The organism is Stutzerimonas stutzeri (genome assembly GCF_000590475.1).
Taxonomy (GTDB): domain Bacteria; phylum Pseudomonadota; class Gammaproteobacteria; order Pseudomonadales; family Pseudomonadaceae; genus Stutzerimonas; species Stutzerimonas stutzeri_D.
The window spans coordinates 3,473,711-3,488,948 of record NZ_CP007441.1; the positions used below are offsets into that span (position 1 = coordinate 3,473,711).

Annotated in this window: 12 protein-coding genes; 10 read left to right on the forward strand and 2 right to left on the reverse strand. The window is 60.0% G+C overall.

All coding sequences use genetic code 11. The features are described from left to right. Positions 1-153 precede the first annotated feature (153 nt). Positions 154-780, forward strand: coding sequence for a LysE family translocator (locus CH92_RS15775; protein WP_025242737.1), 627 nt, complete (start codon positions 154-156; stop codon positions 778-780). 846 nt (positions 781-1,626) lie between these two features. On the opposite strand, the gene uraH is transcribed toward CH92_RS15775, so the two are convergent. Next, on the reverse strand, positions 1,627-1,980 hold the full coding sequence (uraH, locus tag CH92_RS15780) for a hydroxyisourate hydrolase (RefSeq protein WP_025242738.1): 354 nt from the start codon (positions 1,978-1,980) through the stop codon (positions 1,627-1,629). 355 nt (positions 1,981-2,335) lie between these two features. Between uraH and puuE the strand changes: the two genes are divergently transcribed. The 9 genes from puuE (at position 2,336) to CH92_RS15825 (ending at position 12,852) form a co-directional block, all read left to right on the forward strand. Further along, positions 2,336-3,268, forward strand: coding sequence for an allantoinase PuuE (gene puuE, locus CH92_RS15785; protein WP_025242739.1), 933 nt, complete (start codon positions 2,336-2,338; stop codon positions 3,266-3,268). Then, on the forward strand, positions 3,265-3,780 hold the full coding sequence (gene uraD, locus CH92_RS15790) for a 2-oxo-4-hydroxy-4-carboxy-5-ureidoimidazoline decarboxylase (protein ID WP_025242740.1): 516 nt from the start codon (positions 3,265-3,267) through the stop codon (positions 3,778-3,780). The genes puuE and uraD overlap by 4 nt, the downstream gene beginning before the upstream one ends. Before the next feature lie 40 nt (positions 3,781-3,820). After that, positions 3,821-4,816, forward strand: coding sequence for an allantoicase (alc, locus tag CH92_RS15795; protein WP_025242741.1), 996 nt, complete (start codon positions 3,821-3,823; stop codon positions 4,814-4,816). A 186-nt stretch (positions 4,817-5,002) separates the two neighbouring features. Beyond that, the gene (locus CH92_RS15800) at positions 5,003-5,515 is read left to right on the forward strand and encodes an ureidoglycolate lyase (protein WP_025242742.1); all 513 of its coding nucleotides are present in this window, start codon (positions 5,003-5,005) and stop codon (positions 5,513-5,515) included. A 152-nt stretch (positions 5,516-5,667) separates the two neighbouring features. Next, the gene (locus tag CH92_RS15805; RefSeq protein WP_025242743.1) at positions 5,668-6,951 is read left to right on the forward strand and encodes a urate hydroxylase PuuD; all 1,284 of its coding nucleotides are present in this window, start codon (positions 5,668-5,670) and stop codon (positions 6,949-6,951) included. A 207-nt stretch (positions 6,952-7,158) separates the two neighbouring features. Beyond that, complete coding sequence (locus CH92_RS15810) at positions 7,159-8,508, forward strand: nucleobase:cation symporter-2 family protein (RefSeq protein WP_025242744.1); 1,350 nt, start codon at positions 7,159-7,161, stop codon at positions 8,506-8,508. Between the two features lie 165 nt (positions 8,509-8,673). Next, positions 8,674-10,224: a cation:proton antiporter family protein gene (locus CH92_RS15815; protein ID WP_025242745.1), complete on the forward strand. Its 1,551-nt coding sequence runs from the start codon at positions 8,674-8,676 to the stop codon at positions 10,222-10,224. A 222-nt stretch (positions 10,225-10,446) separates the two neighbouring features. Then, positions 10,447-11,946 (forward strand): uracil-xanthine permease family protein, encoded by a 1,500-nt coding sequence (locus CH92_RS15820; RefSeq protein WP_025242746.1) that lies wholly within the window; start codon positions 10,447-10,449, stop codon positions 11,944-11,946. Positions 11,947-12,024: 78 nt separating this feature from the next. Further along, entirely contained in the window at positions 12,025-12,852 is an 828-nt protein-coding gene (locus tag CH92_RS15825; RefSeq protein WP_025242747.1) for an outer membrane protein OmpK, read from the forward strand. Between the two features lie 297 nt (positions 12,853-13,149). Here CH92_RS15825 and CH92_RS15830 read toward each other — a convergent pair whose 3' ends face one another. Continuing rightward, positions 13,150-15,081, reverse strand: coding sequence for a methyl-accepting chemotaxis protein (locus CH92_RS15830; RefSeq protein ID WP_025242748.1), 1,932 nt, complete (start codon positions 15,079-15,081; stop codon positions 13,150-13,152). Positions 15,082-15,238 lie beyond the last annotated feature (157 nt).

Consider the following 15,238-nt stretch of genomic DNA (forward strand, 5'->3'; position numbering starts at 1 on the left):
TGGGTTCGGCACCTTGGTAGCTCGCCGGCACGGGGCTAGCTTCGCCGTGATCCACGTAGCGAGGCGATTGGACTATGCGCGCGCGCCCTACAGCTCGCGCCACGAAGGGCACGAACGAATCCCTGAAACGCAACATTGTTGAGGAGTACTGAAATGAGCCTGGAGACCTGGTTGTTATTCGCGAGCGCGGCATTGGTGGTGATTCTGATCCCCGGCCCGCTTTCGCTATTGATGATCAGCAACAGCCTCAACTACGGGCTGCGACGCTCCTGGCCAGCATTCGTCGGTGGCGTCAGTGCCTCGATCTGCCTGCTCAGCGCTTCCGCCCTCGGGCTAGGCGCGCTACTGCTGGCCTCGGAGCAGGTATTCAGTCTGCTAAAGATCGTCGGCGCTCTCTATTTGTTTTATCTCGCCTGGCAGAGCTGGCAGGAGTCCCGGCGCCCACAAAGCGGCCCCAGTGTAACCACCAGTGAGGTGAGTCCGCGATTTCGCCAGCTGTTCTGGCGTGCGTTCGGCCTGGGTGCAAGCAATCCCAAGGACATTCTTTTCTTCGCTGCCTTTCTGCCGCAGTTTCTTAGCGCTGACCGGCCCTTCATGCCGCAACTACTGGTGATGATCCTGACCTGGGCAGTGTTGGATCTGTGCTGCAAACTGGCCTATGGGTTGGGCGCCCATGGCGCGGCGCGTTACCTGCGCGCGGGTAAGGGACAGGTTTGGTTCAATCGCATCAGCGCGGCGCTGTTTGGGGGCGCGGGGGCGGTTTCGTTGGTGAGTCGGTGAGGGTGCAATCGGCTGCCGGAGCGAGCGATTGCACTATGAGTCGGTGCAAATAATCACTTAGCGCGCCGACCGTAGCTCAGGTTTCGCCCTGCCGGGCGACTCACTTTTTTCAGTTGCCAAAAAAGTAAGCAAAAACGCTTGCCCGTCCACCGGACTAGGCGTCCCCGGTTCGCTGCGCTCGACTTCCCTTATTCCATCCCCGCTCCGGGTGCCGGCGTACAAGGGCCATCCATGCCGATGGCGGCCCCGACCCTTTACGCCTCTCGCGGCATCCATGCCGCGCTCCCCTCCACGGGGATTCCATTCGGCCTCCTGAAAGGGGCGTTCTGCATCGTCTGCTGGTTCGTTTGTCAAAAAACAAGCGAAGCGTACTTGTTTCGTTATTTGCGAATTTTCAGACAACTCGGACCCAATTCCCCTTCAGCAGGCCGAGCGCAGGCGTTGCGTAGAGGAGTCGCGAGACATGAATGCCGAGCGAGGAGTGATGGGACATGGATGTCCCTTCGTGAGGGGACGTCTAGTCCGAGCCCAGGGGCAGTTCTGGAGCGAGGGAAGTTTTGCGAAGCAAGCCGGGGACGCCTAGTGCGGATGTGGGGGGCGGCCTTCTTTTTGGTTACTGTTTTCTTGTCCACTCAAGAAAAGCGACTCGCCCAGCAGGGCGAAAACAATTCATCAGCCAACGCCGCGAATACAGAGCACCCCACGAAGCGAAAAGCGATACCCACCAACACTGAGCCTTAATTCAAAAAAAACCCGCCATCAGAGGCGGGTCGTAGACTCAGGAAGAGTCAAGGTTTCACGCATGGGAGAGATAAAGCCGCGCCGCGCGAGGCACGGCAGGTGCCATCAGCTACCGCGGTAGGTGGAATAGCTGTAAGGCGAAATCAATAGCGGCACGTGGTAATGATCCTGCTCGGCGCTGATGCCGAAGCGCAGCACGACCACATCCAGAAACGCAGGCTCGGGCAGCTGAACGCCACGCCGGCGATAGTAGTCCCCAGCGGAGAACTGCAACTGGTAAACACCGGAGCGGTAGTCGTCGCCCTCCAGCAAGGGTGAGTCGCAACGGCCGTCAGCATTGGTCCGCCGGGTCGTGATCAGTTCGAGGTGTTCGCCTTCGACCCGATAGAGTTCGATGCTGATGTCGCTGCCCGGGCAACCGTGGGCTGCATCCAGTACATGAGTAGTCAAACGTCCCATAGATTCCGGCATCGCAGCTTGGGCTGCCAATGCCCGCCTCCTCTTGTGATTGGTGTGGACTGGGTTCGAGCATAGCATGCACAAAAGAATTTTAAAGACAGTTTTTAAAAAAACTGTACACAATTTACGAGATCAGAAAATTGTCTCAGATTGCTCAACAGCTCTTATCGGAGCGATTGATCAACACAAAGCATGCTCAAGGAGGAGCATAACGAAGCGAATCGATGAATCATCTAAAGAAAGAAATCAGCGAATTGTGATTTACAAAGCGCAAAACGTTTTGTATACAATTGCACCACGACGGTCGCACAGCCACCCAGAGCAGCGACCCGCGATCGATAAAGGAATAACAACAGTGAGCGCCGACTACTCTCGTGACCTCATCGGCTACGCCGAGAATCCACCCCATCCGCAATGGCCGGGCAATGCCCGCATCGCATTGTCCTTCGTGCTCAACTACGAAGAAGGCGGCGAGCGCTGTGTGCTGCACGGTGACAAGGAATCCGAAGCCTTTCTCTCCGAGATGGTTTCAGCCCAGCCGTTGCAGGACGCACGCAACATGAGCATGGAATCGCTCTACGAGTACGGTAGCCGCGCTGGCGTATGGCGCCTGCTCAAGCTATTCCGCAAACATGACATACCGCTGACCATCTTCGCCGTGGCAATGGCCGCGCAACGTCATCCAGACGTCATCAAGGCGATGGTGGCCGACGGTCACGAGATCTGCAGCCACGGCTATCGCTGGATCGACTATCAGTACATGGACGAGGAGCAGGAGCGCGAGCATATGCTCGAGGCCATCCGCATCCTCACCGATATCGCCGGCGAACGCCCGCTGGGCTGGTACACCGGCCGCACCGGGCCGAACACCCGTCGCCTGGTGCGCGAAGAAGGTGGGTTCCTCTACGACTCCGATACATACGACGACGACCTGCCCTACTGGGACCCGGAATCGACACCGGACAAGCCACACCTGGTGATCCCTTACACCCTGGACACCAACGACATGCGCTTCACCCAGGTCCAGGGCTTCAACAAAGGTGACGACTTCTACGAGTACCTCAAGGACGCTTTCGACGTGCTATACGCTGAAGGCACGGAGGGCGCGCCGAAAATGCTGTCCATCGGCATGCACTGCCGCCTACTGGGCCGCCCTGCACGTCTGGCCGCGCTGCAGCGATTCATCGAATATGCCAAGGGCCACGAGCAAGTATGGTTCGCTCGTCGTGTCGACATTGCCCGTCACTGGCACTCGACCCACCCTCTTACTGCGGAGCGCAGCGTATGACGCCGTTCAAGACCATCAAGCCCTCCACCCTCGACCGCGACGCTTTCGTTGCCGCTTTCGCCGACGTGTACGAGCATTCGCCCTGGGTCGCCGACACGGTTTACCAGGCCGGTGTAGACGAGACGCTGGATTATGTGGAAGTGATGCACACCCGCATGTCACAGGCGATGCTGTCGGCCCCTCACGACACCCAGCTTGCCCTGGTCAACGCCCACCCGGACCTGGCTGGCAAGGCCGCCGTGCGTGGCGAACTGACCGCATCAAGCACGGCTGAGCAGGCTGGTGCCGGCATTCATGAATGCACACCTGAAGAGTTCGCCCGGTTCACCGAGCTGAACGACGCCTACAAAGACAAGTTCGGCTTCATCTTCATCATGGCCGTCAAGGGCAGTAACCGGCACCAGATCCTGGCGGCTTTCGAAGAGCGCATGCACAACTCGCAGGACCAGGAATTTGCCCGCGCCCTGGCCGAAATCAACAAAATCGCCCTGTTCCGTCTGCAGGCGATGTAAGCAAGAGACCATTCAGACGACTCGAAGAGAAGAACAACGTATGAAGAGCTACGCCGTACCTTTCGAAAAATACGTCAACCTGGCCGACGCCCGCCTGGGCACCAAGGCCATTTCAGTCACTGATGACTGGTTCGCCGACGTCAACCGGCTGTTCCAGCCGACGCCGGCCGTATGGAAGGAGGGCGTTTTCGATGACAACGGCAAGTGGATGGACGGCTGGGAGTCCCGCCGCAAGCGCTTCGAAGGCTTCGACCAAGCGGTCATTCGCCTCGGCGTGCCAGGCTCGATCAAGGGCGTCGACATCGATACCAGCTTCTTCACCGGCAACTTCCCGCCGTCTGCTTCGCTGGAAGCCTGCTTCCTAGCCGAAGGCGATCCTGACGACAACACCGAGTGGACTGAAATCCTCCCGGCGGTCGAGCTCAAGGGCAACAGCCATCACTATCACGAGATCGGGTTCGACAAGCCGGTCAGCCACCTGCGCTTCAACATCTACCCGGACGGCGGTGTCGCCCGTCTGCGTGTGCACGGCATTCCGTTTCGCGACTGGAGCAGCGTCGGTGACAACGAGCAGCTCGATCTGGCCTCGGCGCTCAATGGCGGCCGCGCGCTGGCCTGCTCCGACGAGCATTTCGGTCGCATGAGCAACATCCTCAACCCCGGTCGTGGCATCAATATGGGTGACGGCTGGGAAACCGCCCGCCGCCGTACACCGGGTAACGACTGGGTCATCGTCGCACTGGGCACTCCCGGTGAGATCGAACGCATCGTGGTCGACACCCTGCACTTCAAGGGCAACTACCCGGACAGCTGCAACATTCAGGCGGCCTATGTCAAAGGCGGCACTGACAGCCAGATCGAAACTCAGAGTCTGTTCTGGCGTGAGCTGCTGCCGAGCCAAAAGCTGGAAATGCACGCCGAGCACGAGTTCAGCGAGCAGATCGCCAAGCTCGGTCCGATCACCCACGTGCGCCTGAACATCTTCCCGGACGGTGGCGTCAGCCGTTTGCGGTTGTTCGGCAAGGCGGTGAAGTAAGAAGGCGACGCCATTTGGCGTAATAGCCGCCGAATCGGCCGAAGGGTGGGCTTTAGCCCACCAGCTCCGAAGGCTGGCTTAGTCCACATTAGCCATGGAGCCAAGGTGGGCTGAAGCCCACCCTACGGTCCTAACCGCCTCAAAGGCACCGCCCCACAAACCAGCAATACAGATAACGAGTACAGCATGCGCACACTCCAGATAGAGCCGTTGACCAAGGAAGCCTTCGCCCCCTTCGGTGATGTGATCGAAACCGAAGGCAGCGAGTACTTCATGATCAATAACGGTTCCACCCGCCGCTATCACAAGCTGGCGACGGTAGAGACCGCGCAGCCGGACGACCAGGCCATCATCAGCATTTTTGCCGCCGACGCGCTGGAAATGCCGCTGGTCATTCGCATGCTCGAACGACATCCGCAGGGCAGCCAGGCTTTCATACCGCTGCTCGGCAACCCCTTTCTGGTCGTGGTCGCGCCACTTGGCGATGCACCTGTACCAGGTAACGTCCGCGCCTTCCGCAGCAACGGCAGGCAGGGCGTCAACTACCACCGCGGCGTCTGGCACCATCCGGTGCTGACGATCGAAAAGCGGGATGAATTCCTGGTGGTCGATCGCAGCGGTTCTGGCAACAACTGCGACGAGCATTTTTTCACCGAGGACGACTTGATCCTCCTCGACCCCCACCGGGACTCCAAGTAAGCGTTCGATTGATCACCGAGGGCCATGCCCGACACGGCTGATGTGCACAGCCAGCGCCGGATATGCGTGCTTCAGAACAAGCGGGACACTTGCGACGAGTCGAATAAGAAGAAACAACGGTCGGTTTTCCGACCGTGCAAGAGGTAATTATCGTGGAAGCACATCTGACCGAATGGCTGAACCTTACTATTCGCTGGATTCATATGATCGTCGGTATCGCCTGGATCGGTGCCTCGTTCTATTTCGTCTGGCTGGAAAACAACCTCAACCGCGCCAACCCTCGTGACGGCCTCTCCGGAGACCTCTGGGCGATCCATGGTGGCGGCATTTACCACCTGGAGAAGTACAAGCTGGCCCCGCCGCAGATGCCGGACAATCTGCACTGGTTCAAGTGGGAGGCCTATACCACCTGGCTGTCGGGTGTGACCCTGTTGATGGTGGTCTACTACCTCAATCCGTCGCTGTACCTGATCGCGCCTGGCAGCGACATGGCTCCGGCCATGGCGATCGCCATCGGTTTCGGTTCGCTGATCGTCGGCTGGTTCGTCTATGACCTGCTCTGCGATTCGCCCCTGGGCAAGCAGCCAGCGCTGCTCGGCCTGGTGCTGTTCGTTCTGGTGATCTTCGCCGCCTGGGCCTACTCGCAGGTCTTCAGCGGGCGTGCGGCGTACATTCACACCGGGGCGCTGATCGGCACCATCATGGTCGGCAACGTGTTCCGCATCATCATGCCGGCCCAGCGTGCACTGGTGTCCGCCATCGAGCAGAACCGCACACCCGACCCGGTGCTGCCGGCCAAAGGCCTGCTGCGTTCGCGCCACAACAACTACTTCACCCTACCGGTGCTGTTCATCATGATCAGCAACCACTTCCCGAGCACTTATGGCAGCCAATACAACTGGCTGATCCTCGCCGGCATCTCGGTACTGGCCGTACTGGTACGTCATTACTTCAATACCCGTCATGACAGCAACCGCTTCGCCTGGGCGCTGCCGGCTGCCGCTGTCGGCATGATCTGCCTGGCGTTCGTCACCGCACCCAACCGTCAAGGCGGCGTGCCCAACGCCGTCCCGACCAGCCCTCGCGAGCAGAGCATCGAGGCCCAGCAGGCTGCTGCCGCGCCCGCCGAGCAAGGCGACCCGGCTTCAGCTGCGCCCGCCGGGAAAGCTGGCAACAGCGAGTTTGCCAAGGTTCATCCGATCATCAACGAGCGCTGCACCGTCTGCCATTCCGCCCAGCCGAGCAGCCCGCTGTTCAGTGCGGCGCCAGCCGGCGTGATGTTCGATACGCCCCAGCAGATCCAGCAGCAGGCGGCGAAGATTCACGCCCAGGCCGTTGCCAGCCAGATCATGCCGCTGGGCAACATGACCAACATGACCCAGGACGAGCGAGATCTGCTCGGCGCCTGGATCGACAAGGGCGCGCCGATCGATTGATCGCCACCCGTCAGCCGCGCTCCCGGGCGCGGCTTTTTTTCATCCAGAAGCCCCTAGCCCAACCACGCAGCGCCAAGCGAGGATCGCGCGCAGTCCGAAATAACCTCCAGCGGGTCTGACGACGGCCCCGAGCACCCTATACCCGGTTCCGCACGTGCAGCGGGACCACCGCGACCATCCAATAACAAAAGCGTCCGAGGTGTTTGCATGAACGATGTGACCGAGCGGGAAACCGCAACAGCCACGAAAAAGCGGCTGCCCTTGCTGCAGATGCTGCTGGTGAGCTTCCAGCATGTTCTGCTGATGTACGGAGGAGCAGTTGCCGTGCCGCTGATCGTGGGTCAGGCAGCCGGGCTGTCGCGCGAGGACATCGCCTTTCTGATCAATGCCGACCTGCTGGTGGCGGGTATCGCTACCGTTGTGCAGTCGATGGGCATCGGCCCTGTCGGCATCCGCATGCCGGTGATGATGGGCGCCAGCTTCGCTGCGGTCAGTAGCATGGTGGTAATGGCCGGCATGCCCGGCGTGGGCATGCCCGGCGTGTTCGGCGCGACCATCGCCGCCGGCTTCTTCGGCCTATTGATCGCGCCCTTCGTATGCAAGATTGTCCGCCTGTTCCCGCCACTGGTGACTGGTACGGTGATCACAGCCATCGGCCTTTCGTTGTTCCCGGTCGCGGTGAACTGGGCCGGCGGCGGCAGCGGCACCGGCCAGTTCGGCGCCCTGCCCTACCTCGGCGTGGCCGCGGCGGTGCTGGCTGTGATCCTGCTGATCAACCAGTTCATGCGTGGCTTCTGGGTCAACGTGTCGGTGCTGATCGGCATGGCGCTGGGTTATGTGCTCGCGGGCAGCCTGGGAATGGTCGACCTGTCCGGCATCAACACGGCACCAGCGTTCCAGGTGGTCACGCCGAATCACTTCGGCGCCCCGCAGTTCCTGCTCGCACCGATACTGTCGATGTGCCTGGTGGTTGTGATCATCTTTGTCGAGTCCGCCGGCATGTTTCTCGCCTTAGGCAAGATCACCGGGCAGGAGATCGACCCCAAGCAGCTGCGCCGTGGGCTCCTGTGTGACGCGAGTGCAACGTTCTTCGCCGGTTTCATGAACACCTTCACCCATTCCTCGTTCGCTCAGAACATCGGCCTGGTGCAGATGACCGGCGTGCGCAGCCGTTACGTCACCGCCATTGCGGGGCTGTTGCTGATCAGCCTGAGCCTGCTGCCGAAAGCGGCGTTCATGGTCGCCTCGATTCCCGCCGCAGTGCTGGGCGGTGCCGGCATCGCCATGTTCGGCATGGTCGCCGCCACCGGTATCAAGATTCTGCAGGAGGCGGATATCGGCGACCGCCGCAATCAATTGCTGGTCGCGGTGAGCATCGGCCTGGGGATGGTGCCGGTGATTCGCCCGGAGTTCTTCGCGCACCTGCCGCACTGGATGGAGCCGATCACCCACAGCGGCATCGCTGTGGCAACCCTCAGCGCAGTCACTCTGAACCTGCTGTTCAACGTGCTCGGCGGCCCGGAGCGCAACATGCTGACCGGTGCGGCTCAACATTAAGCTTGAGTAACAGGCTGCGCTGAGGGCGGAAGGATTCGCCCGTGCGTCCGTGACATCTCGCGATGAACCCGCCCGGCGCGGGTTTCGTCGTATACAGCAGTCGATATCTCGACAAGCCGTTCGCCACCGTTAAAATGCAGGCCCGCCTGCCCCGAGCACCTTGCGATGATAGAAGCCAGCTGGATTGCGTTCGCCTTCGTTCTCGGCCTTCTCGCACGCGCTGTAGGCCTGCCGCCATTGATTGGTTACCTGGGAGCCGGCTTCGCCCTGGCCGGTTTCGGTGAGCATTTCGGTGTCGGCCCACGGGACAGCGAAATTCTTGCCCATCTCGCCCACATCGGGGTGTTGCTGCTGCTGTTTACTGTCGGCCTCAAGCTCAAGCTGAGCAATCTGGTGCGTCGCGAGGTCATCGGTGGAGGCCTGCTGCATTTCGCTATATCCAGTCTCCTGGTCATGCCTGCCATACTGCTGTTCCTCGATACGGGCTGGCGCGAAAGCCTGCTGCTGGCCATCGCCCTGTCGTTTTCCAGCACGGTATTGGCTGCCAAGGTGCTGGAGGGCAAGCGCGAACTGCGGGCCTTCCATGGCAGGGTCGCGATCGGTGTGCTGATCATTCAAGATCTGATCGCACTCGTGGTGATGAGCGTGGCCAGTGGTGAGGTGCCATCGCCCTGGGCATTGCTGGTGTTCGGCGTACCGCTGTTGCGTCCGCTGCTGTTTCGCCTGCTCGATTACAGCGGTCACGAAGAGTTGATGGTATTGCTGGGCCTGACACTGGCATTGGTGGTCGGTGGCCTCGGCTTCGAGTATGTCGGGCTCAGCTCGGAACTGGGCGCACTGGCCTTCGGCGCCATGCTGGCCAAGCACAAGCGTGCCACTGAACTGTCGAACTCGTTGTGGGCAATCAAGGAAATCTTCCTTGTCGGCTTTTTCCTGCAGATCGGCATCGGTGGCCTGCCGGACGCAAGCGCGATGCTCTTCGCCGCGGTACTGGCTGTGCTCTTGCCATTCAAAGGCGCGCTGTTCTTCTTCCTTTTTCTGCTCTTTCGTCTGCGGGCACGCAGCGCGTTTCTCAGCGCCACGAGCCTGACCAACTACAGCGAATTCGGTCTGATCGTCGCCAGCGTGGTGTTGCCGCAGTGGCTGACACCGCTGGCCATCACCGTGGCGTTGTCGTTCGTCATTTCAGCTCAGCTCAATCGCATCTCCCACCCGCTCTATGATCGACTGGCCAAGCGCCTGATTCCGCTCGAACGCAACACTCGCCATCCAGACGAACAGCCCGTATCACTGGGCGACGCACAGATACTGATCATGGGCATGGGCCGTACCGGCCGCGCCGCCTACGACCATTTGCGCGACAAGGGCTGGCGCCTGGTCAGCCTCGACTCCGACCCGGTCACGGTCGAAAAAAGCAGCGAAAGTGGCCGTCATGTCCTCTTCGCCGATGCCGAAGATCAGATGTTCTGGGCGTGCCTGGAAATGAACAAGGTGGAGGCGGTGATCCTGGCGATGAATGATGCGGAGGCCAAGATCATTTCTACCCGCAAGCTGCGAGGCAAAGGCTTCGGCGGGCTGATCGTCTCCCATGCAATGTATGAAGACATTGCCCAGCAGATCGAGGAAGCCGGTGCCGACCGCACCTACCTCACCATGAGCGAGGCCGGTGCCGGACTCGCCGCGAACGTAGCCCTGGAGCTGCTGGCCAAGCGCTAGGTCGGGCTGCGTCACGCTGCACATTCGAAACCAGGCGTCGCCTATCAGTTCGCGCTCAAGCCAATTGTGCACAATTTTTAAATTAATTGTTTAAAGGTGTGTTCACAGGTTGTTATAGTCGGGAACATCCTGACCGCTCGAACAGCTTTTCAGCGATCAGTGTATGGGGTCCGTGCAGCCCCGAAGCCCATGACCGAACAATAACTAATGGCAGGCTTGACCATGACCGCAACCGAATCCAGGAGCGGTGACGCTCCGAACCAGGACCTGATCTATCAGCTCGAGGATCGCCCGGGTCCGCTTCCCGCTACCTTTGCCGCGATACAGCACGTGCTGGCCAGCTTCGTCGGCATCATTACCCCTACCCTGATTATCGGCAGCGTGCTTGGCCTGGGCGATTACGTGCCCTATCTGGTCAGCATGGCGCTGTTCGTCTCAGGTCTCGGCACTTTCATCCAGGCCAAACGGGTCGGTCCGATCGGCGCCGGCATGCTGTGCCTGCAGGGCACCAGTTTCGGCTTTCTCAGCGTGATCCTCGCGGCCGGCTTTATCGTCAAGGGACGCGGCGGCAGTCCGGAAGAGATTCTGTCCACCTTGTTCGGCGTCAGCTTCTGCGCCGCCTTCGTCGAGATTGCGGTCAGCCGCTGCATCGATCGGCTGCGCAGGATCATCACACCGGTGGTCACCGGCACCATCATCTGTCTGATGGGGCTGTCGCTGATCAAGGTTTCGATGACCGACATCGCCGGCGGCTACGGGGTCGAGAATCCCGGCGCATTGCCCAATTTGGCGCTGGCTGGGCTGGTACTGGGCACCATCATCGTGCTTAACCGTTTTGGCATCCCATTGCTGCGGCTGTCAGCGGTAATCGTCGCCCTGATAGTCGGCTACTTTGCCGCCTGGATGATGGGCATGGTTGATTTTTCCAGCCTTGCCGCACTCCCGGCGGTCAGTCTGCCGCAGCCGTTCAAGTTCGGCTTCACCTTCGACTGGATGGCGTTCATTCCGATCGCGGTGATCTTCCTGATCACCCCCTTGGAAACCGCGGGCGACCTGACCGCCAACTCGATGATCTCGCGCCAGCCGGTGAAGGGTCCGCTATATATGAAGCGGATCAAGGGCGGCATTCTCGGCGACGGCTGCAGCTCGCTGCTGGCCGCCACCTTCAACAGCCTGCCGATGACTACCTTCAGCCAGAACAACGGGGTCATCCAACTGACCGGTGTGGCCAGCCGTCACGTAGGGTTGTACATCGCTGGCATTCTGATCCTGCTGGCGCTGTTCCCGGTGGTCGGCGGTGTGCTGCAGCTGATGCCCAAGCCGGTACTCGGCGGCGCCACGCTGATCATGTTCGGCACTGTCGCCATCGCCGGTATCAAGATCCTCGCCGAAGCCGGCCTGAACCGGCGCAACATGCTCATCGTCGCCATCTCGTTGGGCCTGGGGCTTGGGGTTGCAGCGGTACCTGAGGTGCTGACCAACTTGCCGGAGGTACTGAAAAACATCTTCGGCTCGCCAATCACTATCGGTGCGTTCAGCGCCATCCTGCTCAATTTCTTTCTGCCTCGCGAACCGGGCGAGCTGGACGACTACGACCCCGAGAACCTGATCGAGGATTCGGTGGGTACCAACACCCTGGCGGTCAACATCCCGAACTACTCCGAGCCTGGCGCGAGGGCGACCAGCAACGACACCGGACAGCATCTCACCCCAGCCGGCTGATCCGCCACGCGCCTGTACGCCGCGGCGCCAGGCGCATCACCTGTATTCATCACAACAACAAAACCAAAGGGTATACACATGAACTTCAGACTCGCTCCTCTTTCGCTGGCGCTGGCCGGCAGCATGCTCGCGGCACCGGCCTTCGCCGACGGCATGCTGCAATGGCAGAACAACAGTCTTACCTATCTATACGGCAAGAATTTCAAGGTCGATGCGGGTGAGATCCAACAGACCGTGACCTTCGAACACGCCAGCGGCTGGAGCTGGGGCGACATGTTCCTGTTCGTCGACAACAAGTGGTACAACGGCCTCTCCGGCGGCGAAGGCCATACCTATTACGGCGAATTCAGCCCGCGTCTATCGTTGGGCAAGCTCAGCGGTCGCGACATGTCGTTCGGGCCGATCAAGGATGTCCTGCTTGCCGCAACCTACGAGCGCGGCGAAAGCACCGCTGACGGCGTTCCCAATCAGAACTACCTGCTCGGCCCAGCTGTTGACTTGGTAATACCCGGTTTTGACCGATTCAACATCAACCTGTATTACCGCAAGCCTGACGGGAGCACTGGCAAGCCGTCCGGCCAGTGGCAGGTCACGCCTACCTGGGCCATGACGATCCCAGTGGGCAAGTCCGATATTCTCTTCGATGGCTACATCGACTGGGTAGTCAATGACGCCGGCTCCGATCGTCGTGGTGATTTTGCCTCGAAGAACCTGCACATCAATCCGCAGATTAAATACGACCTGGGCAAAGCGCTGGATGGCGAGCCGGGCAAGCTCTACGTGGGTATCGAGTACGATTACTGGTCCGACAAGTACGGCATAGAGGATGGCGGTTTCGTTAGCGAAAACTTCGTTGGGTCCACCGACCAGAACACCGCCAGCCTGCTGGTCAAGGCGCATTTCTGACCCGTGTGTAGATAGATAGTAGATAAAAGAAAGGCAGCCCTCGGGCTGCCTTTGTTGTTTTTGCCGATTTGCTAGTTTAGGTTTTCGGACAACATATTCACGCGGGGCCGAACCGGCGGAGCGGCTACCGACAAGCAGGACGCATGGTGCTTCAACGCTTGTATCAACACCGTCCTGCTACGATTCGTCTATTTAAGACGCGCTTCGCCGAATAAAGATTGAGTGCCCCGCCTAAACACCACAACTATCACCATCGCATCGCGACAGAGGGCACAGCCTTCGCCAGCGCGTTGCCCATCACAACTTGAAGCTGCCCATCTGCCGGCTCAGGTCATCCGCCAAGCGGGTCAGCGCCTGGCAGTCCTCGCGGCAGCCCTGCACGTCGCTGGCGGTCGCCTGGGCGAGGTCGGCGATGCCCTGGACGTTGTGGGTGATTTCTTCAGTGACACTGCTCTGCTCTTCCGTCGCCGCGGCGACCTGAGCGTTCATACCGCTGATCGCTTCGACCTGATCGGTGATGGCGTTCAACGACTGGCCGGTACGCTGGCTGGCTTGCACACCGGTACCCGTGGCAGCCTGTCCTGCGTGCATCGAGTTAACTGCGGTCTCCGCGCCGCTCTTAAGCCCCAGAATCATCTGCTGAATCTCGTCGGTTGACGCCTGGGTGCGGCTGGCCAAAGTTCTCACTTCATCGGCGACCACCGCGAAGCCCCGGCCCATCTCTCCGGCACGCGCCGCCTCGATGGCGGCGTTGAGGGCGAGCAGGTTGGTCTGCTCGGAAATGCTGCGGATCACCGCCAGCACCTTGTCGATGGACGCAACCTGCTGCGCGAGATCGGTAACGGCCTCGGCAGCATGGCCGATCTCACCGGACATCTTCTCGATGTGCGCAATGGAATCACCCACCACCTTGCCGGCCTTCAATGCTTCATCACGCGCACCCTCGGACGCCTGCGCCGCACTACTGGCATTACGGGCGATTTCCTGCACCGTCAGCCCCATCTCGTGGACCGCAGTGGCCACCATGTCGGTCATCTCATGCTGGCGCCCGGCACGGGTTGCGGTGTTATCGACCACTTCCGCCACTTGGCCAACCGCAACGCGCAATTGCTGACTGGTGTTCAGAACGTCGCCGATGAGACCGCGCAAACTGCCCAAGAAACGGTTGAACCCCCGCGCCAAGTCGCCCAACTCATCGGCACGACTCTCGTCCAAGCGCCGAGTGAGGTCACCGCCGCCGCCACCGATTTCAACCAGTGCCGATGTCACTTGTCGGATCGGCCGAACCAACCCACGCGCCAGTAATACCACCAGCCCCAGAAAGAACAGCGCAATACACGCGGCGATCAGGCTGATAGTCCACAGCGTACGGCTAGCCTCGCCAAAAATCTCGGCCTCCGGAACCTCGCTTACCAAGATCCAGTTCAAGCTTTCCAAAGGCTGAGCCAGTGCAAGAAACGCTTCGCCGTCGCGCTCGAACCGGACGACGTCATGCTCTCCCGCCAAAATTCGTTTCGCGGCATCAGGGCCGGTCAGCGTATCTAAATCAGCGTTGGCATTGAGCTCGGTACGCGGATGTACTTTGACCCGGCCGCTTGCATCGGTCAGATAGACCTCGCCCCGTTCGCCAAATTTGAAATTGCTGATCAGCTCCGACATGCTTTTCAGGCTGTAACCCAGGCCAGCGACGCCGAGCGTTTTGCCACCGGCACTGATGCGCTGATTGATAAAAAGGGTGGGCAGGCGCGATGCCTTGTCGATGTCGATTTCGACGCGGCGCTCGATACCGCTGTCGATCAGGCTATAGAACCAGCCATCACCCGGCGCACTGCGTTGCAGAGTGCGAGAGATCCCATTCTCGGAATGATAGTTACCGCTTTCCAGCGCTACCACGGAGGTCGTCAAGGCGTTTTGCTGAGCCTTAACCCCGTTCAGATAACGAGCTATCGCAGCGGCTTGCTCGGCGCTTTCGCCATCACGCAACCACTCCTGCACCAGCGTATTGCCAGCGATACCCGCAGTAGCAGTGATTGGCGCCATCAAGGTGCGCTCGATATCGTTGCGAATCGACGCAATATTGGCCGGCATGGCTTGGCCAAGCAGATAACGTTCGGCCATGCCGGTGAGCGTCGATGAATAAATCAGGATGACGATCAGGAGGCTTGTGAGCAGCGCTGCTCCCATGCTGACGATCAATTGCCACTGGATACTTCGGTGCATGAAAGACATCGTGATGACCTCAAAGTTCGCTGGATACCGTGCACAATTTACTACACTCCATGTATACAAACATCGAATTCAATTCTTAACGATATTATCGGCATGGCCGTTAAAGCCTTGAGCGACCGTCGGGCGGATGCCTTTCGACGTATTGATAGGGTCATAG